Source organism: Flavobacterium sp. PLA-DH12 (assembly GCF_059511845.1).
The window spans coordinates 435949-462910 of record NZ_JCAMPD010000001.1 but is presented as its reverse complement, the minus strand read 5'-3'; the positions used below and the strand labels follow the sequence as shown (position 1 = coordinate 462910).

The 26962-nt window shown below is 36.0% G+C and carries 25 protein-coding genes; 12 read left to right on the top strand and 13 right to left on the bottom strand.

The window, feature by feature from the left end; translation table 11 throughout:
• Positions 1-165: 165 nt before the first annotated feature.
• The 7 genes from AC5ZCW_RS01995 (at position 166) to AC5ZCW_RS01965 (ending at position 10222) form a co-directional block, all read left to right on the top strand.
• Positions 166-1212: a beta-ketoacyl-ACP synthase III gene (locus AC5ZCW_RS01995; protein ID WP_177209785.1), complete on the top strand. Its 1047-nt coding sequence runs from the start codon at positions 166-168 to the stop codon at positions 1210-1212.
• Positions 1213-1251: 39 nt separating this feature from the next.
• Complete coding sequence (locus AC5ZCW_RS01990) at positions 1252-2346, top strand: sensor histidine kinase (protein WP_343544530.1); 1095 nt, start codon at positions 1252-1254, stop codon at positions 2344-2346.
• 5 nt (positions 2347-2351) lie between these two features.
• Complete coding sequence (locus AC5ZCW_RS01985) at positions 2352-3107, top strand: LytR/AlgR family response regulator transcription factor (protein WP_496117598.1); 756 nt, start codon at positions 2352-2354, stop codon at positions 3105-3107.
• A 519-nt stretch (positions 3108-3626) separates the two neighbouring features.
• Complete coding sequence (locus tag AC5ZCW_RS01980) at positions 3627-4760, top strand: efflux RND transporter periplasmic adaptor subunit (protein ID WP_496117596.1); 1134 nt, start codon at positions 3627-3629, stop codon at positions 4758-4760.
• Positions 4761-4787: 27 nt separating this feature from the next.
• Positions 4788-7946: an efflux RND transporter permease subunit gene (locus AC5ZCW_RS01975; RefSeq protein WP_496117594.1), complete on the top strand. Its 3159-nt coding sequence runs from the start codon at positions 4788-4790 to the stop codon at positions 7944-7946.
• Between the two features lie 2 nt (positions 7947-7948).
• Entirely contained in the window at positions 7949-9358 is a 1410-nt protein-coding gene (locus AC5ZCW_RS01970) for an efflux transporter outer membrane subunit (protein WP_496117592.1), read from the top strand.
• Positions 9359-9439: 81 nt separating this feature from the next.
• Positions 9440-10222 carry a hypothetical protein gene (locus AC5ZCW_RS01965; RefSeq protein WP_496117590.1) on the top strand — a complete coding sequence of 261 codons (783 nt, stop codon included), beginning with the start codon at positions 9440-9442 and terminating at the stop codon, positions 10220-10222.
• Positions 10223-10743: 521 nt separating this feature from the next.
• Here the strand turns inward: AC5ZCW_RS01965 and AC5ZCW_RS01960 are convergent.
• The 13 genes from AC5ZCW_RS01960 to AC5ZCW_RS01900 form a co-directional block, all read right to left on the bottom strand.
• Positions 10744-11682: a ring-cleaving dioxygenase gene (locus AC5ZCW_RS01960; RefSeq protein WP_177209778.1), complete on the bottom strand. Its 939-nt coding sequence runs from the start codon at positions 11680-11682 to the stop codon at positions 10744-10746.
• A gap of 549 nt (positions 11683-12231) precedes the next feature.
• Positions 12232-12582: a cupin domain-containing protein gene (locus tag AC5ZCW_RS01955; protein ID WP_496117588.1), complete on the bottom strand. Its 351-nt coding sequence runs from the start codon at positions 12580-12582 to the stop codon at positions 12232-12234.
• The gene (locus AC5ZCW_RS01950) at positions 12579-13202 is read right to left on the bottom strand and encodes an alpha/beta hydrolase (protein WP_496117586.1); all 624 of its coding nucleotides are present in this window, start codon (positions 13200-13202) and stop codon (positions 12579-12581) included. Before AC5ZCW_RS01950 ends, AC5ZCW_RS01955 begins: the two co-directional genes overlap by 4 nt.
• Before the next feature lie 98 nt (positions 13203-13300).
• On the bottom strand, positions 13301-13591 hold the full coding sequence (locus tag AC5ZCW_RS01945) for a GNAT family N-acetyltransferase (protein ID WP_496117584.1): 291 nt from the start codon (positions 13589-13591) through the stop codon (positions 13301-13303).
• Between the two features lie 121 nt (positions 13592-13712).
• Complete coding sequence (locus tag AC5ZCW_RS01940; protein WP_496117582.1) at positions 13713-14384, bottom strand: YoaK family protein; 672 nt, start codon at positions 14382-14384, stop codon at positions 13713-13715.
• A gap of 9 nt (positions 14385-14393) precedes the next feature.
• Positions 14394-14867 carry a Dps family protein gene (locus AC5ZCW_RS01935; protein ID WP_281632382.1) on the bottom strand — a complete coding sequence of 158 codons (474 nt, stop codon included), beginning with the start codon at positions 14865-14867 and terminating at the stop codon, positions 14394-14396.
• A gap of 279 nt (positions 14868-15146) precedes the next feature.
• The gene (locus tag AC5ZCW_RS01930) at positions 15147-15581 is read right to left on the bottom strand and encodes a DoxX family protein (protein ID WP_496117580.1); all 435 of its coding nucleotides are present in this window, start codon (positions 15579-15581) and stop codon (positions 15147-15149) included.
• Between the two features lie 9 nt (positions 15582-15590).
• On the bottom strand, positions 15591-17477 hold the full coding sequence (locus AC5ZCW_RS01925; protein ID WP_496117578.1) for an amidohydrolase: 1887 nt from the start codon (positions 17475-17477) through the stop codon (positions 15591-15593).
• 7 nt (positions 17478-17484) lie between these two features.
• On the bottom strand, positions 17485-18219 hold the full coding sequence (locus AC5ZCW_RS01920; RefSeq protein ID WP_496117576.1) for a M17 family peptidase N-terminal domain-containing protein: 735 nt from the start codon (positions 18217-18219) through the stop codon (positions 17485-17487).
• A gap of 53 nt (positions 18220-18272) precedes the next feature.
• Entirely contained in the window at positions 18273-19565 is a 1293-nt protein-coding gene (locus tag AC5ZCW_RS01915; RefSeq protein ID WP_496117574.1) for an alginate export family protein, read from the bottom strand.
• Between the two features lie 143 nt (positions 19566-19708).
• The gene (locus AC5ZCW_RS01910) at positions 19709-20341 is read right to left on the bottom strand and encodes a hydrolase (RefSeq protein ID WP_496117572.1); all 633 of its coding nucleotides are present in this window, start codon (positions 20339-20341) and stop codon (positions 19709-19711) included.
• 82 nt (positions 20342-20423) lie between these two features.
• The gene (locus AC5ZCW_RS01905) at positions 20424-20741 is read right to left on the bottom strand and encodes a phosphoribosylpyrophosphate synthetase (protein WP_496117570.1); all 318 of its coding nucleotides are present in this window, start codon (positions 20739-20741) and stop codon (positions 20424-20426) included.
• Between the two features lie 57 nt (positions 20742-20798).
• The gene (locus AC5ZCW_RS01900) at positions 20799-21614 is read right to left on the bottom strand and encodes an alpha/beta fold hydrolase (protein ID WP_496117568.1); all 816 of its coding nucleotides are present in this window, start codon (positions 21612-21614) and stop codon (positions 20799-20801) included.
• Between the two features lie 441 nt (positions 21615-22055).
• Between AC5ZCW_RS01900 and AC5ZCW_RS01895 the strand changes: the two genes are divergently transcribed.
• From AC5ZCW_RS01895 to AC5ZCW_RS01875, 5 genes are all read left to right on the top strand, one after another.
• On the top strand, positions 22056-22466 hold the full coding sequence (locus AC5ZCW_RS01895; protein WP_496117566.1) for a hypothetical protein: 411 nt from the start codon (positions 22056-22058) through the stop codon (positions 22464-22466).
• A gap of 219 nt (positions 22467-22685) precedes the next feature.
• A complete protein-coding gene (locus tag AC5ZCW_RS01890; RefSeq protein ID WP_496117564.1) occupies positions 22686-23648 on the top strand; it encodes a hypothetical protein in 963 nt (320 codons plus the stop codon).
• A 4-nt stretch (positions 23649-23652) separates the two neighbouring features.
• Entirely contained in the window at positions 23653-25632 is a 1980-nt protein-coding gene (locus tag AC5ZCW_RS01885) for a TonB-dependent receptor plug domain-containing protein (RefSeq protein ID WP_496117562.1), read from the top strand.
• Positions 25633-25641: 9 nt separating this feature from the next.
• Positions 25642-26010, top strand: a complete 369-nt coding sequence (locus AC5ZCW_RS01880; RefSeq protein ID WP_177209769.1) for a hypothetical protein — start codon at positions 25642-25644, stop codon at positions 26008-26010.
• A 55-nt stretch (positions 26011-26065) separates the two neighbouring features.
• Positions 26066-26932 carry an MbnP family protein gene (locus tag AC5ZCW_RS01875; protein WP_496117560.1) on the top strand — a complete coding sequence of 289 codons (867 nt, stop codon included), beginning with the start codon at positions 26066-26068 and terminating at the stop codon, positions 26930-26932.
• Positions 26933-26962 lie beyond the last annotated feature (30 nt).

The window sequence follows — 26962 nt, the reverse complement described above, 5'->3', positions numbered from 1 at the left end:
GAAAAAGTTATTGCCATCAGATTTAATTAGCTTTTAAGGAATACTGGTGCAGTTTCCTGCGATGGCTCTAAAAGATTTTATTCCTTGATATGAGCTGTTAAAAAGAAGAAAAAGGTAAAAGCATTGGGTTCTAAGAGTACAAAGCTTTAAAAAAAACAAAAAACAATGAGCGCAGTAATTACAGCTATAGGTGGTTACGTACCATCATCAATTCTGACCAACAAGAAAATTTCAGAAACAGTCGATACATCGGAGGAATGGATCATCAAAAGAACTGGAATTAGAGAACGTAGAATCGCAGACGACGATACAGCAACATCTGATCTTGCCGCAGCGGCGATTGAAAATCTTATCGAAAATTATAATGTAGATCGCGAAGAAATAGAAGCGTTGCTTGTAGCTACAGCAACTCCTGATCACATTTTGGCGCCAACAGCAAGTATTGTTTGCGATAAAAGCGGACTTACAAATGCTTTTGGAATTGACATGAATGCCGCTTGCAGCGGATTTTTGTATGCACTAGAAATGGGAGCAAACATGATCGAAAGCGGTCGCTACAAAAAGTTAATCATCGTTGGAGCAGATAAAATGAGCTCTATCGTAGATTATGAAGATCGTAATACTTGTATTCTTTTCGGAGATGGAGCAGGAGCTGTTTTATTAGAAAAAACAGAATCTGATGCAGGTTTAATGAAAACAATTCTTAAAACAGACGGAAGCGGTGTTTCTTCTTTGGCTGTACCAGCTGGAGGTTCTAGAAATCCAACTTCTATGCAGAGTCTTTTGCACAGAACGCACTATTTAAAACAAGACGGAGCTTTTGTATTTAAAAGAGCGGTGGCTGCAATGAGCCAAGTTTCGCAAGATGCTTTGGCAAAAAATGAACTAGAAGCAGACCAAATTGACTGGGTAGTTCCACACCAAGCTAATTTGAGAATTATTACTGCTGTAGGTGAAAGCTTAGGAATTGATTTTGAAAAAGTAAAAGTAAATATTGATCGTTACGGAAATACAACATCTGCAACAGTTCCGTTGTGTTTGTGGGATTTCAAAGACGATTTTAAAGAAGGACAGAATGTATTGATAACTACTTTTGGAGCAGGATTTTCATGGGGAGCAACTTGCTTGAAATGGGGTGTTATGCGTGAGAGAAAATCAGTTGAAACTATTACAGCCATCAATAAGGCAGAAGGTGTTTTAGTAGAACACTAATAAATAGGATTTTTCAATTTTTACAAGTTGGGTGAATTAATGGGGAGAAAGAACCAAAATAAAAAATCGAGCAAGAATTTTTTCTATAAATACTACAGGGTTATAGTAATTCCAGCCGTTTTTTTGGTGTATCTTTCGTCTTATTATTTCTTGAATCCGTATAGAAATTTTGAAGAGGAAGGTTTGCTCGACTTAGATCAGACCTTCGATATCTTCATTATTTTATTGTATTGCGCCATACTTACAGAACTTACTTTGTTTGTTGGCCGAAAATTAAACTATTACATAAGTTGGGAACAAAATCCGGCTTTTAGGGCCATTGCCCAATTCATCTGCTTAATTGCAGGAAATATACTTTTAAATTACTTTTTTTCATGGCTTTGGGATTATTTATATCCATGTACAGCTTTAGAAGTAAATGATTTGGTTACTATTTGGCAGTCTAAAATTATGGCAGCCATTATTTCGCTTTTCATAAGTGCTATTCATACTGGAATATTTCTGCTGAACAGATGGCGTTTAAATGCTATAGAAACGGCTGAATTAAAAGTTAAAGCATCAGAATTGCAAGAAGCAGTAACGCGCTCGAAATTAGAATCTTTAAAAATGCAGTTAGATCCGCATTTTGTCTTCAATAATTTCAGCACATTAACCGAATTGATTTATAAAGATCAGAAAGAAGCGGCTTCGTTTTTAGAAAATATAACGAGAGTATATCGTTATATGATTTCGAACTCGAATAAAGATACTATTACCGTAAAAGAAGAAATAGAATTTCTTAATGCTTATTTTTATTTACTAAAGAAAAGACTGGGGGATAAAATCGATTTAATAATTGAGGTTGATTCTCTTTCTTTAGCACTTCATTTACCGCCTTTGACCTTGCAGTTGTTGGTAGAAAATGCAGTAAAACACAATATGGCAACATTGGCCAATCCGCTTACAATTACTGTTTTTTCTGATTCTGGTGATATTATTGTTCGTAATAACTTGCAGCGAACTGCTGGAAAAAGTCTGGTTTCAACAGGAATTGGAAATAAAAATATCGAATTCCGCTATAAAATTTTATCCGAAAGAATGCCGATTTTTAATGAATCAAGCAGCTATTATGAGGTACGTCTGCCATTAATTTAAAAGTTATGAAAATTTTAATTGTAGAAGATGAAAGCATTAACGCCAGCCGATTAAAAAGGCTGTTGGAAGAACTAGAACCCAATTGTGAGATTTTAGGCATTATTGATACAGTTGTAGATACTGTGGCTTGGTTAAAATCAAATCCAGCTCCCGATTTAATTACGATGGATATTCGTCTAGCCGACGGATTAAGTTTTGCTATTTTTGATGAAATCAATATCACTTGTCCAGTCATTTTTACCACAGCGTATGACGAATATGCAATTCGCGCTTTTAAGGTTAACAGCATCGATTATTTGATGAAACCTATTGAAAAGAACGAATTGGAATTTGCATTAACCAAATTCAAATCTTTAAATAAAAACGAATCCAACGTAACCAATATCGCTGGAATTTTAAAAGAACTGATTGAAAAGCCAGTTTTCAGAATGCGCTTTTTAGTAACCTATCGAGATGGCTACAAAAGTGTAGACGTTTCAGATATCGACTTTATATATTCGGAATTTAAAACCAGCAATTTATTTCTTAAATCTGGTGTCATTATTTCTATTCCGCAAACTATGGAAGAACTGGAGCAGGAATTAGATCCGAATATCTTTTTCCGTGCCAACCGCCAGTTTTTCATTCGTGCTGAAAGCATCAAATCTATTGCGAACTACTTCAACGCAAAACTTAAAATTCAACTAAAACTCGATCCCGAACGAGAGGTAATCATTAGTCGTGAAAAAACTCCTTTCTTTAAGCAGTGGATGGATAGGTAAGAAAGGTGCTAAGGTTCTGAGATGCTAAGATTCTAAGGTTTTTTGTTTTGCCACAAAAGCGCTAAGGCACGAAGTTTTCTTTTATTACATTTTACTATAACGTTTGTCATTTCGAGGAACGAGAAATCTTCGTAAGTAGCTCCGCAATCTATAGCAAATCTTCGTCGAGTTTCTAGTGTGATCCTTCCTTCGTCAGGATGACAAAGAATGCGTTTAATTTTCGAGAAAAAAATCCTCTTTAATTCTTTTAATCTGTGGCAAAAAGAAACTTTTCGACTCTGTGTCTTTGCGAGATTCCTTTTTTGTTTATTTAAAAAAAGACTTTGTGTCTTAGTGTCTTCGTGGCAAAAATTCGTGGCAGAAAAAACTTCGCGCCCTAGCACCTTCGTGGCATAAACCTAAGTCAACGTTTCAGTATCAAAATATGTCGTTTGGGTAAATTTCTTCCTTAAAAAAACGGTTTTACGCTGTTATTTTGCTGCCAAATTTGAGGTAATTCATTTAAAAATGAAAAGTAAAATGACAAAACAGTTTTTTAAAAATAATAAAGCAATTGGCAGGATTGCAATTTTATTGATAATGATCTCCCTTTCCTCATGCGGAAAAAGCGGAGATGCGCAAATGGCTCCTCCAAAGCCAGAAGTAGACTTTCTTCAGACCAATTCGGTTACAGGAGAAGTAGAAAAGAAATATCCAGGAACAGTCGAAGGTACTGTAAACGTTGATATAAAAGCTCAGGTTTCAGGATATCTTGAAGCTATTTATGTAAAAGAAGGAGACTATGTAACCAAGGGACAATCTCTTTTTAAAATTAAAGGCGATGTTTATGCTGAACAAGTAAATAATAGCCGTGCAGCTTACAAAAGCGCTTTAGCTAATCAGGCGAATGCGAAATTGGAAGTAGAGAAAATCAAACCTTTGGTTGAAGGTAAAGTTTTCTCAGACATGCAGTTAAAAACAGCTCAAGCCAATTACGAAGCCGCAACAGCACAAGTAGCACAAGCAAAAGCCGCTTTAGGATCATCTCAGTTAAATGCCGATTTCTCTTTGATTAAAGCTCCTGTGAGCGGCTATATTAGCCGTATTCCAAACCGTATCGGAAACTTGGTTACGCCAAATGATGCCGTTCCATTAACCACACTTTCAGAAATTAATAGCGTATTTGTATATTTTTCTTTGACAGAAGCAGATTATTTGGCTTTTTCAAAAGATGCAAAAAACAATCAGACTGTAAGTTTAATTATGGCCGATGACAGCGAGTACGATCAAAAAGGAAAATTGGAAGTGGCCAGCGGAAACATTGATCGTGCAACAGGAACAATTGCTTTGAAAGCCATATTTCCAAACCCTAAAAAAGAATTGCGTTCTGGAGGTTCGGCAAGAATTGTCTTGAACAAAAGTTTATCATCTGTAATTACAATTCCAATGGCGAGCGTAAAAGACATTCAAGATAAATTTTTTGTATTTATTCTGAAAGAAGGAAACAAAATAGCCATGGTTCCAATTGAAATCGCGGGAAGCGCTGGAGCAGATTATTTTGTAAAATCTGGTTTGAAAGCTGGAGATAAAGTGGCACTCAATAATATCGATGTGCTTTACGATGGGATGGAAGTCGTTCCAAAAATCGCTGCTAAAAACACCAGCAGTAAATAATTTTTCATTCAATAAAATAACATTTCCATGTTAAAGAAAATAATAGACAGGCCAGTATTGGCCACAGTTATCTCTATTGTACTGGTTATACTGGGGATTATAGGTCTTACCAGATTATCGGTAACGCGATTTCCAGATATTTCGCCACCAACTGTTATGGTAAGCGGTTCGTATCCGGGAGGAAATAGTGAAACCGTTATTCGTTCGGTAGTAACGCCTTTAGAAGAGCAGATTAACGGAGTTGAAAATATGCAGTACATTAAATCTACTGCGAGTAATGACGGATCTTTTTCGATAAGCGTCATTTTTAAGCAAGGTGTAGATCCAGATCAGGCTGCCGTAAACGTGCAAAACAGAGTGCAGCAGGCAACTCCAAAATTGCCTCAGGAAGTTATCCGAATGGGGTTAACGACTTCGAAACAGCAAAATAGTATGATTGTTATTTTCAACTTGTATACAGATGATAATAGCAAATACGACGAGCTGTTCCTCCAGAATTACGCCAATATCAATTTAGTGCCTCAAATGAAACGTGTTCCGGGAGTAGGACAGGTTCAGATTTTCGGGCAGAAAGATTATTCAATGCGAATCTGGCTAGATCCTCGTAAAATGGCCAATGCAGGTTTGGTTCCGTCAGATGTTACTCAAGCTATTGCGGAACAGAGTTTAGAATCGGCTCCAGGAAAATTGGGAGAAGAATCTTCAGCAGCATTAGAATATGTAATACGTTACAAAGGAAAAAAGAACAAGCCAGAGCAATACGAAAATATTGTGGTTAAGAATGTCGGAAGTAATGTCTTAAGACTTAAAGATGTAGCGAGAGTAGAATTTGGTTCTATTTCGTACAGCGGTGATAATAAATCGAATAGTAAAAATGCCGTTACAATGGCTATTTTACAGACTTCGGGGTCAAATGCCAACGACATCGAAATCGGAATTAATAAAGAAGTAGAACGATTGTCTAAATCTTTTCCTCCGGGTATTAAATACGTTAACGTAATGAGTACCAAAGAAAGATTGGATGAAGCAACAGGACAGGTAAAATCGACTTTGCTAGAAGCCTTTATTCTGGTATTTATTGTAGTATTTATTTTCCTTCAGGATTTTCGCTCGACGATTATTCCGGCTATTGCGGTTCCGGTTGCGATTGTGGGAACGTTTTTCTTCCTGCTTGTTTTCGGATTTACGATTAATATTCTAACGCTTTTTGCTTTAGTTTTAGCGATCGGAATTGTGGTCGATGATGCGATTGTGGTTGTCGAAGCGGTGCACAGTAAAATGGAAGAAGACGAAGGAATTTCGGCCAAAGAAGCAACGCACAGTGCAATGGCAGAAATCACGGGAGCGGTAATTTCGATTACTCTGGTTATGTCAGCGGTATTTATTCCGATTGGATTTATGACGGGGTCTTCAGGGATTTTCTATAAACAATTCGCTTATACACTGGCGATTGCAATTATCATTTCTGCTGTAAACGCTTTGACCCTTACGCCTGCATTATGTGCGCTTTTGCTAAAGAATCACGGACATAAGCATGGAGATAATAAGGAACATAAAACAAGTTTTAAAGATCGTTTTTTCGTTGGATTCAATTCAAGTTTCAACAATTTAACGGGAAGATATATCAAAGGTGTTCGTTTCTTAATTGGAAGAAAATGGCTTGCGGCAGGAGTGGTTACAGGAATTACTGCCATTGCGGTATATACCATGATGTCTACGCCAAAAAGTTTTGTGCCTCTTGAAGATGATGGTTTCATGGTGTACAGTTTATCAATGCCACCGGGAACGGCGCTTGATCGTACAACTGCTGTAATTCAAAAATTAGAAAAAGAATTGGCTCCAATAGAAGCTATAGATGTTAATACGAGTATTACAGGATTCAATATTTTGAGTAACAGTGCAAGCCCTGCTTATGGATTAGGTTTTATTAAACTAAAGCCAAAGAAAGACAGGGGAGCAGTTAAGGATATTGAAGAAATTATGAATATCGTAAGCGGAAAACTGGCAAAAATTAAAGAAGGTCAGATTATGGTTTTCAGAATGCCTCCAGTAGAAGGTTTTGGGGTAACGAGCGGTGCTGAGATTGTGTTGCAGGATAGAATGGCGAGAAGTCCAGAAACTTTAAAAGCCATGTCTGATAAAGTAATCGCACAGATTATGAAACAGCCTGGAGTGCAATATGCCTATACGACTTTTAGAGCCGATTATCCGCAGTTGGAATTGGAAGTTGACGAAGACAAAGCACGCCAAATGGGGGTAAATATCAAAGAGCTTTTAGGAAATATCCAAACCTATTTTGCAGGAGATCAATCAGCTGACTTTTCGAGATTTGGTAAATTTTACCGTGTGAATGTAAAAGCCGACGGTATTTTTAGAATGGATGAAGATGCGTTTAATGAAATTTTCGTTAGAAATGGTGATATGCAGATGGTTCCAGTAAAATCAATTGTGAAGTTCCACAAAGTGTACGGACCAGAATCGGTAAACCGTTATAATCTTTATAATTCGGTAAACATTACAGCAATGGCGTTGCCTGGTTATAGTAACGGACAAATTATGGAAAATCTGGAACAAGTTTTAGATAAACTTCCATCTGATTATACATACGAATGGACAGGTTTAAGTCTTGAGGAAAAAGCAGGAGGAAGCCAGACTGTTGCCATTTTTGGGTTGTGTCTATTGTTTGTATTCTTCCTGCTTGCTGCTCAATACGAAAGTTATTTATTGCCACTTGCGGTATTGCTTTCTATTCCGACAGGAATTTTAGGAGCTTTCGCCGGAATTAAAGCTGTTGGTTTAGATAACAATATTTACGTTCAAGTCGGATTAATAATGCTTGTCGGACTTTTGGCTAAAAATGCGATTTTGATTGTCGAATTTGCTTTGCAGAGACGTTTGGCAGGATTAACGATAATCGAAGCCGCAATTGAAGGATCAAGATCAAGGTTGCGACCAATTATCATGACTTCGCTAGCGTTTATTGTAGGTATGATTCCGTTGATGTTTGCTTCTGGAGGAACTGCAGTTGGTAACCGATCTATCAGTGTGAGTGCGGCTGTCGGAATGTTTAGCGGTGTTGTGTTGGGTGTTTTTGTCATTCCGTTGCTTTTCATTGTATTCCAATATTTACAGGAAAAAGTATCAAGAAAAAAGATCGCGACTCAAGTTCAAACGATAAAAGAATAATAATGAAAACACTATATAAAATCGGAATTGTTTTATTTACCGGAGCGATTATGACGTCGTGTGTGGTAGGAAAAAAATATTCCCGTACAGATTTAAATGCTCCAGACCAATTCCGCGAGGAAATCGCGGTAACTGGAGATACGGTTTTGCTTCCGTGGAAAAACTATTACAAAGATCCTCTTCTGGTTGCTTTGATTGAAAAGGCTTTGGTTAAAAATAATGAAGTTATCATTGCCATGAAAAGCATGGAACAGCTTGATTTGAACTATAAACAAGCCAAATTGTCTCTAATGCCAACACTTGATTTTGATGCAGGTGCAAGCCGTGCTTATCCATCAAAAAACTCTTTGAACGGATCTTTGAGCCAGCAGTTTATCGGTAAAGATTATATGGACGATTACAGTGCGAATCTTCGTCTTTCTTGGGAAGTAGATATTTGGGGAAAAGCAGCGATGCAGAAAAGAGATGCAAAAGCAGCATATTTTGCTCAAAAAGAAAATCTTTCGGCATTAAAAACCCGAATTATTGTTCAGGTAGCGCAATCTTATTATAATTTGTTAGGTTTAGACGAACAATTGAAAATTGCAGAGAAAAATATCGAATTGAGTACCAATACTTTGAACATGATGCAATTGCAGTATAAATCAGGTTCAATTAGTTCTTTGGCTGTTAATCAGACTGAAGCTCAGAAAAAAACAGCTGAATTATTGGTGCCTTTAGCGAAAGCGAATATTGCGGTTCAAGAAAATGCTTTGCAGATTTTATGTGGAGAATATCCAGACAAGATTGAAAGAGCAGGAAACATTGATGCAGCCGAAGTTGCCGTTGTTTTTCCAGCAGGAATTCCTGCTTCGCTTTTAAGTAGAAGACCAGACGTAAAAGCCAGTGAATATGCCGTAATGTCTGCTAATGCTAAAACCGGACTGGCAAAAGCAACTATGTATCCGACTTTGAGTTTGAATCCGTCAATTGGGGTTAATTCGTTTGAATTCGAAAATTGGTTTAATTTTCCAGGTTCTGTTACCAAAACGATTGCAGCCAATTTAGCACAGCCAATTTTTAGAAAAAAGGCATTGCGAACAGCTTACGAAGTGGCTGTTATCGAACAAGAAAAAGCGGTTGTACAATTCAAACAATCTTTTATAACCGCAGTTGGAGAAGTAAGCGATGCTATGTCTAGATTAAAATATGCCGATGAACGTATGATTTTAGCGAAAGATAAAGCAGAGTCGTTAGACAAAGCAACTTCGGATGCTTCTTTGCTTTACAAAAGCGGAATGGCGAATTACCTTGAAGTAATCGCAGCCCAGAACAGTTCGCTTCAAAACGAATTGGATCTGGTAACAATAAAACTCGAAAAGCTGAATGCAGCAATTAACCTGTACCGTGCTTTAGGAGGCGGAGTAGAGTAACACTTAATTTTTGATGATTCACCATTTCTTTAAGCAATTGTAGAGGTGGTGAATTTCTTTTTGAATTGAATTTACTGATTTATGGACAAAATTACTTTTACCCGATCAGAACTTTATGGTTTGGTTTGGAAATTTCCGATTCCACAGATTGCAAAACATTATGAAGTTTCCAGTATGGGAATAAAAAATGCGTGCGAAAAAATGAAGATTCCGCTGCCAAAAAGCAGACATTGGGTTGGACCAGAATATAAGAGAAAAATCATTCCACAGTTACCGTTAGATTTTGACGGAAGTAATGAGATTACTATTTTTAAAAAGACGTACGAAATGCAACTTAGAGTTCCTGCTAAATCTACTCCTTTGCTTGATTTAACTCAAAGTATAAAAAATGACTCTCAAGCTCCTTTGACTATTGATGTAAAGCTCGATAAGTCAATTAATATTATTACCTCGACTAAAGAGTATTGGGAAAGTAAAATTTTAAATGATGACGTTCTAGCCGATAAATTGGAGATTTTGGATTTGAGCGTTTCTGTCGAAAACCTGAATCGTGCCTTGCTGTTTATGAATGCTTTTATAAAACTGGTTCGATACCGTGGACATGAATTTAGAAAAGGTCTCGACGGATTGGATACGGTTTGCTTTAATAATGGAACTGAAATTAAAGTTGATTTAAGAGAAGCACAAAAAAGACTAATCAAAAATGGTCTGAGAGAAACTTGGGGGTATTTTTTTACAGGCGATTTTATTTTTAGAATTTCAAGAGGATCAAATAAAAAAGAATGGCGTGATGGAAAAATTAAGATTGAAAATAATCTTGCATTGATTATGGCTAAATTAGAATTAATGGCTGCAGAAGATTAAATTTCGAAGTGGAGTAAAATATGTCGCTCCTCTGGAGCTTTATGTTGTAAATGTTCAATCTTTGCTATAAATATTCCGCTTCTCCGAAGCGTGTAAGGAGAAATCTTCTAAAGCTTTATATTGTAAATTGTTAGGTAATGCCCCAGCGGGGCAAAATATTTATAGATTCCAATAAGATGAATGAAAAAAAGCTCCAGCGGAGGGACATTTTTTGAATTCTTATATGTCGCTCCTCTGGAGCTTTATATTGTAAATGTTCAATTTTTGCTATAAATATTTCGCTTCTCCGAAGCGTGTAAAGAGAAATCTTCTAAAGCTTTATATTGTAAATTGTTAGGTAATGCCCCAGCGGGGCAAAATATTTAGAGAATTTCAATAAGACAAATGGGAAAAAGCTCCAGCGGAGCGACACATTTTTTATGCTTTTCGAAAGCTTACAAAAAAAGAGGTTTTCTCAAAAGAAAACCTCTTTTTTCAAATAGTTGTGTTGCGGTTTAAAACAAACCGGCTTAGTTTTTCAATTAATTAATTTTAACCAAATGCGCTTCAATAGCAGCTCTTTGAGGTTCGTATTGTGCAGGAAGTTTTAAGTTTTGACCTAATTCTTCTAAGCTTTCGTCTACAGTAAACCCAGGATTATCAGTTGCAATTTCGAATAAAACGCCTCCTGGTTCTCTGAAATATAAAGAATGGAAATATTGTCTGTCAATTTGTGGAGTAATAGACAATCCGTAATCTTCGATTTTTTCTCTGAATTTCATCAAAATTTCATCATTTGGAACACGGAATGCTACGTGATGAACAGTACCATTTGCATTTAAACCGCGTTTTTCCTCTGGCAATTCTACCAAGTCAACAATGGCAGCGCTTTCTACAGCATCTGTTGCGTAACGGTAGCGATTTACTTCCTGATCGATTAATTTGTAACCGAATATGTCTGTTAAGATGGCAGCAGTTGCTTTGATGTTGTTTAAAGTCAAAGTAATGTTATGAAAACCCTTTGTAGCTACATCTGCTTTTACTTCGTCAGTTTCCCAAGCTTTTCTGTTATCGTCTGTTTTAGATTCGATTAACTCTAATTTTAGTCCGTCTGGATCTAAGAAAGTCAGATATTTTTCTCCGAACTTTTCAGCAGGTTTGTTGTAAATTACATTGTATTTTTCAAAACGTTTTTGCCAGAAATCTAAGCTTCCTTTTGGAACAGAATACCCAATTTCGGTTGCCATTCCAGACCCTTTTCTTCCTTGCTGGATTCCTTCTCCCCAAGGGAAAAAAGTTAAGATTGTTCCAGCGCTTCCAACTTCGTCACCAAAGTAAAAATGGTATGTTCCAGGATCGTCAAAGTTTACTGTTTTTTTGATAAATCTTAATCCTAAAACTTTTGAATAAAAGTCAAAATTGCGTTTAGCGTCACCTGCGATTGCAGTAATATGGTGTAAGCCTAATATTTTATTTTCCATGGTATTTGTAATATTAAATTGTTGTTTGATTTTCTTTTACAAATTTACGTCCGTTATGCTTCTGCATCGATTAACCTAGATTAAGAAATGAAATACGGTGCGTTTCTAAAATTTTCAAAGAATAACCAAATCCTATTCCATTTGATTAAACGCTTTGTTTTCAGGGTTTTTTAAGAAAAATTAAATTTGATATTACACGATATATCGTGATTTAATGATATGAAATATAGCTATCGGGAGGAGGGATTTTTTTAACACACAGAAACATAGCTTTTATGGTGTGTATAAAAGGCGTTTCACTTATATAAATACACATAGTCTTGTGTTTACTATTGATATTTTTTCACGCTCTCGATAGCTATCGGGATAAAAAGATTTGAGCAGATTTAAATTTATTATTAGTTAGAAAAAAACTTTACGACTCTGCGTCTTTGCGAGATTCCTTTTTATTATTCTTTAAAAGAAAACTTTGTGTTTTAGCGTCTTCGTGGCAAAAGAAACCATTGAATCCTTTATCCCGATAGCTATCGGGAGTGGCAGTTTTTTAAATTATAGTTTTATGAAGATTGATTTTCGAAGTTTTGGCTCAATATTTTTAGTTTTATGGCCTTTTCCAGTAGTGTCTTCTACCAATAAAATGGAACCAGTTGGAAATGTTCTTTTTTCTCCCAGTGAAGTTTCGATTTCTACGCCTCCTTCCAGTAAAACAATATACTGGCGGTCTGGCGCATTATGAAAATCGTAATCATAAGAAGCATTTACTTCTCTAAAAACAATAGATTGGACAGGTTCATCATCAGATAAAAATCCGATATCGCCATTATTTTTCAGCGGAACTTGAAAATCTTCAAAATGGCTTTCTCCGTTGGAATCGCTGTAAACACGAGTTATAGTGATCATTGTTTTTTATTGAAAATCAATGCATTTGCGCAATCTACTTCATCTTGACTGATGGTATGTCCCATATTTGAATAGATTTTTTTAGTTACGTCTGCACCCATTTTTGTCATAAGTGTTTCAGTATCATTTACTCTTTCTACGGGAACATGAAAATCAGGATCACTTGTTCCAATAAAAACTGGCGTATTTTCAAAGTTTCCAGAATAATGATTTTCATATACTTTATCTCCAATAAGTCCCCCTGTAAAAGCTACTATTCCGCCATATTTTGCTGCATTTCTGGTTGTAAATTCCAAAGCAAGACAAGCTCCTTGAGAAAAGCCTAAGAAATAAATATTCTCTTTTTCAATTCCGTTTTGCTGAATAGCCACCACAACCTGATGAATTGCTTCTAAAGATTTTGAAAATGAAGGTTCATTTTCGTTTAGCGGCGCTAAAAACGAATACGGATACCAAGTTCTGTTTTCTGCCTCAGGAGCAACCAAAGCAAAATCCTCCACTTTAAGATGTTTTGCGATAGAAAGGATATCATGAGCGCTTGCACCGCGTCCGTGAATCATAATTAAAGCTTTTTTCGCTTCGTTTAAAGGAACACCGTCTGTTAATATATCTGTATTCATAGTTTTTAATCTTTAATTTTAGTCTAGAGACTAGAGACTAGAGACTTTCATCTCCAGTCTTTCGTCTTTAATCTTTAATCTTTCTTCTTTCATCTTTTTTACTTCTTCCAAATATCCGCATATTCCTCTGGATGTCTTTTGAATTGCGCATGAACATAAGGACAAAGCGGTAAAACCTTCAAATTATTGGCGCGAACGTATGACACCATTTCTTCTAAAAGTTTCTTTGCATAACCTTTTCCTTCAGCTTCTGGTTCAACTCCAGTATGATAAACCGTTAGTAAATCAGGTTTGATGCTTACTGTCATTTCTCCTAATTTTTTATCATCAACATAAAGATTAAAAGCGCCATGTTTTTTTTCGTCTAATTCTAGTTTTATTGTTTCCATATTATTGGGTTATATTTCTGTTTTATACGTATTTCAGTTATTTCTTTTTTTAGGAAAAAGAGATAAAACCATTCTTTAAAGATACTATTTTATTAGTAAACTGCAATTCAAAAAGGCTTGTTTACTGGCTGTCTCGATGATATAAATAGCAAATAATCATTGCAATTCCTGGCAGAATTAAAGTTCCTAATCCGAAAAACTTTCCTGCAACAGCTCCAAGAAAACAGCCGACAAGAAATCCAATTATAGTAATAAGCTGTTTTTTAAAATTTGCAAGGATTTCAGCATCTTTGAATCCGTTTTTTAATAGATTTCCTAGATCAAGAGAAGCTTGAGTGACATTTCCTGTCATCATAGTTGTCGGGCCATAGGTTTCTTTTGCGTAAAGTTTTCCAAAAGCATTCTGAAGTCCCATTGCAAAAACGGTTGACATGGCGACCGTATACATGGTCCATTGTTCGAAGTTTTGCAAATAGCCAAAAGCGTAAGAAGCAATGCCGCTTAAAAGCAGTATTATGCCTTCCCAAAGTAAAATGGTATAACGATTAGTAGCTTTTAATGCAATTCTTCCACCAATAATTACTGCCATAATAAATATGGGAAAAGTAAGCAGTTTTATCCACGCATGAAGATCTGAGCCTTTGATAATCTGGTAAGCAAATACGATAAAGTTACCCGTAACGTGAGCCGAAAATATCGAATCGGCGGCAACAAAAGTTACGGTATCGCAATACCCTGCTATGATTGTTAGAAGCAGGGTTACGTACCAAATATTGTTTTGTTTTAGTTCCATAATTTCTTTTTAGTTTAAATGAGCGCGAAGCATCCACGCCATTTTTTCATGATTTTCTACAAGACCAGTTATAAAATCGCTTGTTCCTGCATCTTGTAGCTCGTTAGCAATTAGATTGATGTTTTCTCGCAGATATATAATAATGCTTTCGTGATCTAAAAGTAATTCTTTAATAAAACCATTACTGTCGTTTTTCTCTTGTAATTCTTCGGTAAGATGTGTTAAAGCTAAGAAATCTTTTAAAGTTGCTGGTGTATAATGACCTAAAGAACGGATTCTTTCTGCAACAGTATCAACAATTTCGTCAATGGCATCATATTGCTGTTCAAAGAAAATATGCTTGTTGTAGAAGTCTGGACCTTCTACGTTCCAGTGTGCTCTTTTTGTTTTGGTATAAAGTATAAATTCGTCTGCAAGAACTTTAGTTAAAATTTCGACGATTTTTGAGATGTTCTCTTGTTTGATTCCGATGTTTGCTTTCATTTTTAAATTAGGTTTTGTTAAGTTATGAATTATGAATTATGAGTTATGAGTTATGAAGGAATCTAAATGAATAAACACATAGTAACATAATTTTTCTCCTTGTTTTGAAAAGAATAAAGAAAGAAACTAGTTTCTAACACATAGTTCTTTGCGAGAACTTTGTCAAAGTTTTAAACTTTGACAAAGTTGATAAAGCTATGTGTATTAATACAAGTGAAACGCCTTTTACTCGCTCTAAAAAGCTATGTTTCTATGTGTTAAAAATATTTTGTATTTAAATTAATTGTTTAGAAACGTTATTAGATAATAATCAAGTGAATACGTTCCTGCGCCAAGGGCAAGAAGCAGTAATAAGGATAAAGTGTACATAAATGGTACATCGCGCACTTCGAGCGAATCGTTTTTGTGAACCACAAAATAGCCAATTGCGGTTACGCCAATTGTAGGCAAGACAGCGAGCCTTGTTCCAAGTCCGAGAATAATGAAAAACGGAATTACAGTGTCTGAAAACGTTGCCATTAGACCGTTTAGTTTTTCAGGTAAATGCAACGGATTCGGGACATGTTCTTTTTGTCCGTCTTCGACTCTGAATTTCTTCATTCCGTGGACTCTGAACAATTCAATGGCAAGCAGAATTCTAAATACTAAAAGCGCCGCATTGTTGAATGCTGTTCCTAAATCGGAATAAAGGATTTGTTTTATAATATCAATCATTTTTTAAGTTTAAAAAGCAAAACAAGAACAGCCCAAAGCGCCCCAAAATGCATTATAATTGTTAACTGGAACATTGCTCATTCGTGCAGCATCGTGATTGTGTAAATGAACATCGCAACTTCCTGAACAGCTATGAATTTGCGAAGTCAGTTTAGGTTTTGCATCTTCTTTTGCATTTTTTTCGATAGCACTTTGTAGACCGCTTCTCACAGGATATCCGTTATAGATATTCGTTGGCGACCAATCAGGAAGTATCGGAATATGAGGCGGAGAGAAAGAAGAAAAATCTCCATTGGCGTACACAATTTTTCCGTCCACAATGGTTAAATCAGCTTCGATTTTTTTAATGTCTTCGTCGTCAATGGTAAAATAATCTCGGTCTAAAACCACTAAATCAGCAAACATTCCCACTTTAATATCTCCTTTTTTAGTTTGTTCCTGCGAAAACCATGCGCTTCCTCTAGTATACAATTCTAAAGCAGTTTGTCTGTTCAATCTCGTTTCATTGTACAATTGCAATCCACCGACAGTTTTTCCAACAGTCATCCAATACATAGAAACCCACGGATTGTAACTGCTCACTCTCGTAGCGTCTGAACCTGCGCCAACAGGAACTTCCATTTCTATCATCTTTTTAATTGGCGGTGTGTTTTCAGCCGCTTTTGCACCGTAACGATCGGTGAAATATTCGCCTTGATATGCCATTCTGCTTTGTACAGCGATTCCACCTCCTAAAGCTTTTACGCGTTCGATGTTTCTTTCATCAATAGTTTCAGCATGGTCAAATATCCACGGAAGTCCGTTGAAAGGAACATCTTGATTTATTTTTTCAAAAACATTCAAAAATCTGGTAATGCTTTCATTGTAAGTTGCGTGAAGTCTAAATGGCCAACGATTTTCGACTAAAAGGCGCACCACTTTTTCTAAATCGGCTTCCATATTTTCAGGAAGATCGGGTCTTGGCTGCAGGAAATCTTCAAAATCGGCTGCAGAAAAAACCAGCATTTCACCAGCGCCATTGTGGCGGTACATATCATTTCCCTGATATAATTTTACGGTATCAATCCAATCGGAGAAATCTTCAAATTCATGTTTTGGCTTTTGTGTGAAAAGATTGTACGCAATTCTTACCGTTAATTGGTTCTTTTCATTCAATTCATTGACCACTTTATAATCGTCTGGAAAATTCTGAAATCCGCCGCCAGCATCAATTACGCTTGTGATTCCGAAGCGGTTCAATTCTTTCATAAAATGACGAGTCGAATTAATCTGATGTTCATACGAAAGAGTAGGACCTTTAGCCAAAGTCGAATACAAAATCATTGCATTTGGTGTAGCAATTATAAGTCCTGTTGGTTCTCCTTTGGAATCACGTTCTATTTGTCCGCCCGGTGGAGCAGGCGTATTTTTGTTGTAGCCAACAGCTCTCAGTGCCGCTCTGTTTATAATGGCTCTGTCGTACAAATGCAGAATAAAAACAGGAGTGTCTGGCGCAATAGCATTAATTTCTTCTAAAGTTGGCATTCTGCGTTCGGCAAACTGAAATTCTGACCAGCCGCCTACGACACGAACCCATTGCGGATTTGGTGTGCGATCTACTTGTTCTTTCAGCATTCGAAGCGCATCTGATAAAGAAGGAACGCCATCCCAACGCAATTCTAAATTATAGTTCAATCCGCCACGAATAAGGTGAATGTGAGAATCATTGATTCCAGGAACAGCTCTCTTATTCTGAAGATCTATTATTTTGGTTTCTTCAGAAGCAAAACTCATAATATCGCTGTCATTTCCAACGGCAATAAATTTTCCGTCATTAATTGCAACTGCAGTAACATCTGGTGTTTCTGGATTGAAACTATGAATTTTACCATTGAATAAAATTAAATCTGCTTTCATAATTAAATTATTTTGAGTTTAATTTTGCAATTGCTTCTTTAATTCCTTCTCCTGCAACAGTATAATATGCAGGGCCTGCAAGAAGAATAATTTTTGTTAAAGGCTTATAATCCGTCAACTTTTTTTCTTTTAAATAAGATTGCGTTCTATAGGCTTCGAAAGAACCTAAAACTACATTTTCGGCAACTAAAGCGGTTGGAGAATCGATTCCAGCGTCTTTAATATCACTTGCAAAAGAATAATTGGAAACACCTAAACGTAAGGCTTCGCGCATGGCAGTGCTTCCAACGCTAATCATTAAATCGGGTGTAAATTTGTTGCGGTCTCCCAATCCGATTAATAATAATTGTTTGGAGGCTAAAGTGCCTTTTGGAGGTGTAATTAGCAAAGTTTCTAGAGCATGTCCTTGAAATTTACCGCTTTTGCGTAATTCAGTTATAATTCCTTTCAACGCATCGTCTAGATGTACCATTCCGTTTAAGTTTGCAGGAAGGGCAGGAGGGTTAAAAATATCACCTTCTGTATATTCAAAAACGCAGGCAACTTGTAAATCAGCTTCTGCTGCAGATGGTCCTTGGACCAATCCGTTTACTGCAATTCCGTCTACCTTCCCCCAAGTTACTGTAGAACCTATTGAAGCAGTTTGTGCAAATGCATTGTTACTAAGTGAGCCTGCAAATGTTATAAGTAAAAGAAGTAGATGCGAAAATCTAATTCTGTATGTTGAAGTGTTTGTTTTCATGGTTAAGGGTTTAGTTTGTGAGAAATTGATAATTAACAATTGATAATTGACAATTAAAATTTGAATGTTAATCTGGCATTAAAGAAAACGCCGTCTTTAGAATTCGGAATGACATCATTGATAAAAGCTCCTGTTTTGAAGTACTGAATACCGCTGACAACCGAAATATATTTGTTGATACCATATGTAAAATTGGCGAGATAAGCCGTTCCAATATACTTTTCATCAGAATCGCTTCCACGAAGGTTTAAGATACCGCTTGGTCTGTAAACTCCGTCTTGTGTTGAATATCTCCAATTTAAAACTACATCGACCTGCATTTTTAAATTCGAAAGCAAATCAAAAGTTGCATACGGATGAATGTCGATAAGGTTTACTGGGCCAACTTGCGGACTAAAACCAAAATAACCTCCTTTTGGATATAAAGGATTGAACGTTTGGAGATTTCCATTGCCTTGATTTTTATCTCCTGAGATATAATCATTTCGAAGATTGATGGTTGGTTTGAATTTTACATTTTCAAACATATATCCGATATCAATTGAGCCTGTCCAAGCGTTGATATTTCCCGATCCGAATGTCCCAAATTGATAAGCTGCTTCGAGATTGTAAATAAAACCACCGCCATATTTCCATAATCTGGAACCTATTGTATGGCGTCTTTCGGGAGCAATTCCTTCTTCAAAAACAGAGGCATCTCTTCTGAACCCGAGATAATACAGATCGAGATTTCCTGCTTTTGGAAATATTATTTTAGAATAAGCTCCCCAAAGGTTAAGTTGCTTAGACATTTTGTTGTCAAAAACACCTGTATAAACAGTATCTGCCATCATCGCAAAAGCATCAATTGATACTCTTGACGAGGTATACATTAGTTTTCCTCCTGTGAAATAGAGTCTTGCGTTTGGACCCTCTCGAACAGAAATCAATCTTCCAGAACCATAATCTAATTCTTGTCTTCCGGCACGAATCGTTATTTTTTTGTCTTTATGCCGCCAGACATTCACATCCAAAAATAAATTCTGAACATTCAGCTGATCTTCGTCAATCCCGCGTGCTCCATTTGTTCGGCCATCTTCTAAGGCACTTCTTAATTGAGCAAATATTCTAAAGGTTTTTCCTAAATGAACATCGGCATGAAGATCGTAGCGCTGAAGTAGGAAATTGTTATGTCCGATATTAAATCTTCCCCAATCTTCATTATTAAAATCAACATATTCATATCGAGCTTCACCGCCAATTGACATATAAATGTCTTTCTTCTGATTTAAGGGAATGAATTTTAATCGTTCGTAAAAGTTTCGATTTGAATCTTTTAAAAACTCATAATTTTCATCGTAACGCAAGAGTTTAAAATTTTGTGCTGATATTTTGTTTCCCATTAAAAGAAAAGCAAGAATAACAAGCAAAAGGATTTTTGGCAATATGGATTTTGATGATTCCAAGATAATGAAGCGTAAGAGATTGATACTAAATTTGGGTTTCCTGATTAGTGTTTTAGCATCGTGTGCGCGTACTGAATACCTAAACCGTAAGAACCGCCATATTTTTTCATTAAAGAAGTTACGGGACCATAAGTCGCTTCGCGAGCCCAATCTCTCTGAAGTTCTAATAAATATTGGATAGAAGTAATCGGAATCACGCCAGCTTGTATCATTCTCTGAACCGCGCGTTCGTGAGCTTCGTTGCTTACATCACCGCAAGCGTCTGTTATGATGTAAACTTCATAACCTTCTTCAATAGCAGACAAAGCTGGGCCAACTATACAAACGCTTGTCCATAAACCCGCAAGGACAATTTTCTTTTTGTTTTTTGCTACAATAGCTTTATAAGCGTTTTCATCTTCCCAAGTATTCATCGTGGTTCGGTCTATATATCCAGAAGTAGCAATTGGATAAAATTCTTCAACTTCAGGAAAAACAGGACCCGAGAAACTTTCTTCTGCAACCGTAGTTACCACTGTTGCCACATTAAAGATTTTTGATGCTCCAGCAACGATTGCCACATTGGTACGCAATTCGTGCACAGGAAGATTGCTTGTTGCAAAAGCCATCTGGCCTTCAAAATCGATTAGGACTAATGCGTGATTGTCTGGAGTTAATAAGTTTACTGATGGTTTCATGATGTTTATTATTTTTAGATTTATAATTAGTTAAGCTTGTTGGGATATTTAGCTATTAGCGATATTTCGCAACTGGGTTATATTAATGCGTAGAAAGTTTTTTGATCATTTCGGCAGAAACAGAATCTGCATAAATCCCGAAAGCGCTGGTTAAAACACCTTTTATATTGTAGATTTCAGAGATTATGCCGTATACAATATCTTCATCGCCAGGATCGGTGTCGCCTTCAAAACGGAATAAATATTCGATTTTGAACTCTTCTGGAGACATACTAAGCGTATTGTTATTGTATCGAATACAATCTGAATCGAGATTAAAGTTTTCTGTAAAACCTTGTACATTCAGCCATTGTAAAGCTTCTGTAACGGTTTCAAAATAGGGTTGTTGTATAGAACTCATGGTTTGGAGAGTTTAAACTGTCTGCAAAACTTCTTTGCAGACAGTTGTGTTTTGGAGTTATTTTATGAAAGCCAGAATATCATTGTTGATTGTTTCTGCTTCTGTAGTTGGCATTCCGTGAGGAAATCCTGGGTAAGAAATTAATTTTCCGTTTTTAAGCAATGCAGCCGATTTTGGTGCTTGATGATACGGAACGATCTGGTCATCTTCTCCATGTAAAACCAAAACTGGGATGTCTAAACTTTTAAGATCTTCTCTAAAATCGGTTTCAGAGAAAGCTTTAATTCCTTCGTAATGAGCCAAAACAGAACCCATCATTCCTTGACGCCACCAATTTTGCTTAATTCCTTCTTGAACGGTTTGTCCTTCGCGATTCCATCCATAAAAAGGAATTGGGAAATCATAAAAATATTGTGATCTCGTAAAAGCTGTTCCTTTTCTGATTTCGTCAAAAACAGACAAAGGCACACCTTCTGGATTCGATTCGCTTTGTACCATAATTGGCGGTACAGCGCTTATAATTACTGCTTTTGAGATACGTCCTTTTCCGTATTTTGCTGCATAACGAATTACTTCACCGCCTCCTGTTGAATGACCAACGTGAATTGCATCTTTTAAATCTAAAGCTTCAACTAATTGAGCAATGTCTGATGCGTAAGTTTCCATATTATTTCCTTCAGAAGTTTGGCTAGAACGTCCGTGTCCGCGGCGATCGTGTGCAATAACTCTGTATCCTTTTTGAAGAAAAAACATCATTTGTGCGTCCCAATCATCGCTTGATAAAGGCCATCCGTGATGAAAAACAATTGGCTGTCCTTGTCCCCAATCTTTGTAATAAATTTCTGCTCCGTCTTTTACTGTAAATGTGCTCATGGTTTTTGATTTTAAGATTAATATTTGTTTATATTTTTAATTTAAATTGATTTTTTGGTTTAAAATTTAAACTTATAAATGGTATTCTGTTTTGTTTTATTATGATTACACTGCAAATGTATTACAGAGTGAAAGGTCTGTTGGTTAATCTAGATTAAGAAGTGAAATTTTTTGTGTTTAATATGCGCCAAGGCTTGTATACAGAAGGAAATTTGGCTGTGTATCATATTTGCATTTTTATATTTATAAATGATGCCAGATTTTAGCCAATTAGTGTGCCTTATTTATAATTGCTTTATTTTAAAGGCTTTATCAAAAAGAGGAAGTTTTTTATTTGCGATATTTCGTTAATTGATGAGGAGTTCGCTTTTTCGCAAATAGGATTTGAATAGTTCCATCCAATAAAAAATGCAGAATTAGTTAAAATAAATACAAAATAGTATGTACTTTTGCGAGCAACTATTGAACAAGCAATTGAAAAGGGTAATCATCATAGCACTTTCTATTTTAATTCTGTCGCCATCTTTTGGTAGCTTGTTCGTTTATGCTTCTTTTAAAATTAATCAAAAAGAAATTGCGAAAACCATTTGCGTGCAGCGTAAGCAGGCTTTTAATAGCTGTAATGGTCGATGCGAACTTCAAAAAAGCATTAAAAAATATTCTGATAACGAACGAAAAATGCAAGACAGTCTAAAAGACAAATTAGAGCTTGTATACGTTCAAAATACTGCTGAAATTAGTTTTCAAGCAATTCCTATTATCGAATCAAAAGATAATTCTTCTATTTTATTTGATAAGAAACCAATCGGGGCTTCTAATCTTACTTTTCATCCTCCGCTCTATACAGCGTAGAGGTCACTTTAGTTTTAAATTCCAAATATTTTAAACTCCAAATTCCAAATTCTAACTTTTGGATTGGCTCTGTATAATCTGTTTTTCTTTTTTGAAACTAATTTTGATCTTCTTTTGTAATTGAAAGGGAAAAACGCTTCCATTTTCATTTACACTTGCCAATCCTTTGGCTCATTCACAGCATTTTGACTCTTTTTTTGGTATTCAAAAATTTATGACATGATGCTAAATTTTAAACGTTTTTTACAACATCATCAAATGAAATCTTTTAATTTTTGGATTATCGTATTATTGTTTGCGGTTAGTTCCTGTACAATTGATAAAACAGATTACGAAGCTGAAACCGGTTCTGAGGTTCCTGGAAATTACGAATTTAAAGAAGCAACTTCTTTAACAAGTGGCAACTATAAAATTACTATAGATGCCTTAAACGGAACATTTTACAAAGGATATAATGAGCTTCATTTAAAAATTGTCAATACTCAGAATAATCAAGAACTGATTTCTTCTGCTGTAACTTTTCTGCCAATATTAAGCAACGCTGACGGAAGCAAAAGCTCATGTCCGCATGAGTATAATATGGCGTACGATGCTGCTAATAAATATTATAGCGGTTATTCTGTTTTTACTGGCGAAAGCTCAACTACGGCAAGCTGGAAATTGTACATCAGTTTTACGGCTGATAACCAAAAACAGGAAATCAATAAAGATGTAACAGTTGAAAAACAAACCAATAAGAATCTAAACATGACGGCTTTTGCAGGAAATGACGGAGAACAATATGTAATCGCACTCGTTTCACCTCAAAAACCGACAGTTTCAGAAAACCCGCTTGTGGCTGGAGTTTACAAATACAATAAACCAACAACTCCTGCTGGAGCTTTTCCAGATCCAACGCAATTTTCGTATTCAGAAGTTGCTGGATATACTTTAAAGTTAGATCCTCGAATGCCTGAACCTTCTATGGGAAATCATTCTTCTCCAAATAACAAGGATTTGATGCAGGAAAATGATGGTTTCTATCATGGTGTTGTTAATTACACGATGACAGGAAACTGGACCTTGAATTTAATTATGATGAATCAGAACGGATTAATCGTAAAAGGAACTGTAGTTCCAACGGATCACACGCCAGGAGTAGAAGGCGTGAAAAGCGAACTATATATTGATACTTTATTCTAATTACATGAAATATATTATAATGTTGCTTTTTTTGGGATTGTCGGTAACAGCACAAAATCAGCATGCACACCACGACAGCATCAAAAACTTAGAAGAAGTAACCGTAAAAAATGCGACAAAAAAGAAAATTGAAACCGAGATGAAAATGGCAGTTTCTGTTGATGAATTTCTATCATCATCGGATAATATCAGTTTCATAAAGCGTGGAGCTTATGCTTGGGAACCTTTATTGAACAACATGAGCACCGAACGTTCTACGGTAACTATTGACGGAATGCACGTTTTTGGCGCTTGTACTGACAAGATGGACCCGATTACCTCTTATGTAGAAAGTAATAATCTAGCGGCAATTGATATTAAATCGGGACAGGAGGGAAGTCTGCACGGATCAACCATTGCAGGAAGCATCGATTTAAAACGAAAAAGCACGCCGTTTGGTCTTCAAAAGAAATGGAATGGAGCGTATCAAACTGGATTTGAGTTTAATAATAAGCAGTTTTTCAATTTAGGAAATATCTCTTATTCGGGAACTAAATTTGTGGCAGACGGAAGCATTTCGTACCGAACAGCCGATAATTATTCTGATGGAAATAACGATGAAGTAAAGCATTCGCAATACAATAAATTCAACACTTCATTAGGATTAGCGTATAAAACAAGCGACTTATCGTCATTACGATTGGATGCGATTTTTGATGTGGCAAAAGATGTAGGTTATCCTGCTTTGCCAATGGATTTGTGGCTTTCGCGCGCGTTGATTACTTCGGCTTCTTATAAGCAATTGTTTGAAGAAGGATTGGTAAGAGTGGTAGATACAAAAGTATATTTTAATGCCATTGAGCATTATATGGATGATACAACGCGACCAGAAAATTTGGTTCACATGGATATGCCAGGCTGGAGCACGACTTACGGATTGGTTTCTAAAGCCAATTTGAAAAAGAATAATTATTCGTCTGAAATTCAGTTGAATGCTTATGATAATTTGTCGATTGCAGAAATGCGTATGTACCCGCAAGATAGAAGCGAGAGAACGATGTTTGCTTATAGCTGGCCTTGGGTAACGACTCGTTTTGCTGGACTTTCCATGAATAATTCTTGGGAACTTTCGGAGAAAAGCACGGTCAATCTAGGTGGTTCTTTGGGAGTAAATTACAATTATTCTAAGTATATAGAGTTCAACTGGATTTTTCATCCTGGAGCGCCTCAGGAAAAAACGAGATTTCTACCAAGTTTAAATGCTAGTTATCAATTAAATATAGATCAGTTTAATTTCTCTGTAGGAACAGGTTACGGCCATAGAGCGCCTTCTGTTTCTGAGGGTTACGGATATTACATTTATAATAGTTTTGACCGTTATGATTACATCGGAGATCCTAATTTGAAAAATGAAATTTCGTATGAAGGAAATGCAAGCGCAGGTTTTACAAATGAAAGATTAAGCATTCAGGGAAAAATAAACTATTTCTACATTGATAATTATATTATTGGTAAAATCTTGAGTTTAGGAAGTCCGATGAATTATCAATCGGTTGGAGTAAAAGGATATACTTCGCTAGATTATGCAACACTTTTGAATATGTCTGCGAATGTGAGTTATGATATTTTGGAACATCTTCATTGGAAAGGAACGCTTACTTATGCCCGCGGAATGGATAATAAAGGAGGAAATCTGCCATTTATACGTCCGTTAAGTTACGTGACTTCATTGCATTATATGTATAAAAACTTTGGAATCCAGACTTCTGTAAATGGGGATTTTGAACAGATTAACTATAGTCCTGAATATGGTGAAGATTTAACGGCGGCTTATGCAATTTGGAATATTTCTGCCAATTATTCTTTTACAATCAATAAAGTTAGAAGCACAGTACAGATTGGAGCTGAGAATTTATTAAACGAATACTACAGCACGTATGCTGATTGGGGAAATATCCCGAGAATGGGACGCAATATTTTCACGTCTTTAAAATTGAATTTCTAGTAAATAAAAATGAAAAAGGTTTTTAGTATCACAATGACAATTCTGTTCCTGCTGGTTTCATTCCAGCAGGCGCTTATCATTGTGCACTTTAAACTGAATCAAAATGCCATAGAAAAAGAGTTTTGTGTCAATAAAGCCAAGCCAGAATTGCAATGTCATGGTAAATGCCATTTAAAAAAAGAGCTTCAGGAAACAGAGAAAAATACAGATCTAGAATTGAGAAGCATTAGCAAAAAGATTGATATCGCTTTAATCTCCAATATTGAATTTGCAGTTTCTGTTCCAAAAGTTATACATTCTAAAAAAGTTACTCTTTATAAAGAAACCGATCAGACAGAACCTTGTCTCGAAATTTTTGTACCGCCGCCTATTTTGTAATTGCCCCTTGTCAATTATAAAAATAGAATACCTTACAAAAATTTAAAATCATATAATGGAAACTTTAAAAAAATACCTTTTATTATCAGCAGCTGCTTTGGCATTTGCATCTTGTTCAAATGATGATAGCACTCCAGCGGCAAACAATCTAACGCTGGAATTCAATAATACTTTCAAAGACAAGACAATTGTTTTAGGAGATGCGACTTCGGCTTCTGCAACTACAAATACTTCTGCTGCAGGACAAATTCATCACTTTTCTGAAGTAAAATATGTGATCAGTAACATTCGTCTTATAAAAGATGACGGAAGTGAAGTGCCTTACAATGTAAATGATTTAGATAAAGGTGCAACGGTTATTGATCAGGCAAAAACAGCTTCTTTGAGTTATGTTTTGAGTAATGTGCCATCTGCAACATACAAGCAGATTAAATTTGGTTTAGGAATCAAGACAGAACAAAATACTTTAGACCAAACAAGATTTCCTAAATTTTATGCAGCAGCTGGAGCTAATGATACGCAGATGATGTGGGAATGGGGAACTGGATACCGTTTTACAAAAGTAGAAGGTTTTTATGATACAGATAACAAAGTAATGTCTATTCATACCGGAAGTACTGTTGCTGGAACAGAAGGAGCTTACACGCAAGGTGTAAATGCTTATAGAGATGTTACATTAAGTCTTACAACAAATGCAGTGGTTGGAAGTAAAGCTCCAAAAATCAAAATTAAAGCTGATTTTGATAAATTATTGAGTGGAAAAATCAATACAATTACATTGTCAACAGGAACAGGTATGAGTGATAATGCTACTCCAAATGTGCATACTGCAGCCCAAATGGTAAAATTTGTGGACAATCTGGGAGGAAACGGAACAAACGATATTTCAGGAATGTTTTCTGTAACTAGTGTAGAAAACTAAACTAAACTTTGATTTTAAAAAATAATTGCC

Coding starts and splice junctions, on each gene's coding strand:
- AC5ZCW_RS01965 (WP_496117590.1), top strand. CDS start 9,440: ATGGACAAAATTACTTTTACCCGATCAGAACTTTATGGTTTGGTTTGG.
- AC5ZCW_RS01895 (WP_496117566.1), top strand. CDS start 22,056: ATGTACTTTTGCGAGCAACTATTGAACAAGCAATTGAAAAGGGTAATC.
- AC5ZCW_RS01975 (WP_496117594.1), top strand. CDS start 4,788: ATGTTAAAGAAAATAATAGACAGGCCAGTATTGGCCACAGTTATCTCT.
- AC5ZCW_RS01905 (WP_496117570.1), bottom strand. CDS start 20,741: ATGAGTTCTATACAACAACCCTATTTTGAAACCGTTACAGAAGCTTTA.
- AC5ZCW_RS01950 (WP_496117586.1), bottom strand. CDS start 13,202: ATGAATACAGATATATTAACAGACGGTGTTCCTTTAAACGAAGCGAAA.
- AC5ZCW_RS01960 (WP_177209778.1), bottom strand. CDS start 11,682: ATGGAAAATAAAATATTAGGCTTACACCATATTACTGCAATCGCAGGT.
- AC5ZCW_RS01880 (WP_177209769.1), top strand. CDS start 25,642: ATGAAAAAGGTTTTTAGTATCACAATGACAATTCTGTTCCTGCTGGTT.
- AC5ZCW_RS01990 (WP_343544530.1), top strand. CDS start 1,252: ATGGGGAGAAAGAACCAAAATAAAAAATCGAGCAAGAATTTTTTCTAT.
- AC5ZCW_RS01945 (WP_496117584.1), bottom strand. CDS start 13,591: ATGGAAACAATAAAACTAGAATTAGACGAAAAAAAACATGGCGCTTTT.
- AC5ZCW_RS01935 (WP_281632382.1), bottom strand. CDS start 14,867: ATGAAAGCAAACATCGGAATCAAACAAGAGAACATCTCAAAAATCGTC.
- AC5ZCW_RS01885 (WP_496117562.1), top strand. CDS start 23,653: ATGAAATATATTATAATGTTGCTTTTTTTGGGATTGTCGGTAACAGCA.
- AC5ZCW_RS01930 (WP_496117580.1), bottom strand. CDS start 15,581: ATGATTGATATTATAAAACAAATCCTTTATTCCGATTTAGGAACAGCA.
- AC5ZCW_RS01890 (WP_496117564.1), top strand. CDS start 22,686: ATGATGCTAAATTTTAAACGTTTTTTACAACATCATCAAATGAAATCT.
- AC5ZCW_RS01970 (WP_496117592.1), top strand. CDS start 7,949: ATGAAAACACTATATAAAATCGGAATTGTTTTATTTACCGGAGCGATT.
- AC5ZCW_RS01900 (WP_496117568.1), bottom strand. CDS start 21,614: ATGAGCACATTTACAGTAAAAGACGGAGCAGAAATTTATTACAAAGAT.
- AC5ZCW_RS01980 (WP_496117596.1), top strand. CDS start 3,627: ATGACAAAACAGTTTTTTAAAAATAATAAAGCAATTGGCAGGATTGCA.
- AC5ZCW_RS01925 (WP_496117578.1), bottom strand. CDS start 17,477: ATGAAAGCAGATTTAATTTTATTCAATGGTAAAATTCATAGTTTCAAT.
- AC5ZCW_RS01995 (WP_177209785.1), top strand. CDS start 166: ATGAGCGCAGTAATTACAGCTATAGGTGGTTACGTACCATCATCAATT.
- AC5ZCW_RS01940 (WP_496117582.1), bottom strand. CDS start 14,384: ATGGAACTAAAACAAAACAATATTTGGTACGTAACCCTGCTTCTAACA.
- AC5ZCW_RS01955 (WP_496117588.1), bottom strand. CDS start 12,582: ATGATCACTATAACTCGTGTTTACAGCGATTCCAACGGAGAAAGCCAT.
- AC5ZCW_RS01985 (WP_496117598.1), top strand. CDS start 2,352: ATGAAAATTTTAATTGTAGAAGATGAAAGCATTAACGCCAGCCGATTA.
- AC5ZCW_RS01920 (WP_496117576.1), bottom strand. CDS start 18,219: ATGAAAACAAACACTTCAACATACAGAATTAGATTTTCGCATCTACTT.
- AC5ZCW_RS01875 (WP_496117560.1), top strand. CDS start 26,066: ATGGAAACTTTAAAAAAATACCTTTTATTATCAGCAGCTGCTTTGGCA.
- AC5ZCW_RS01910 (WP_496117572.1), bottom strand. CDS start 20,341: ATGAAACCATCAGTAAACTTATTAACTCCAGACAATCACGCATTAGTC.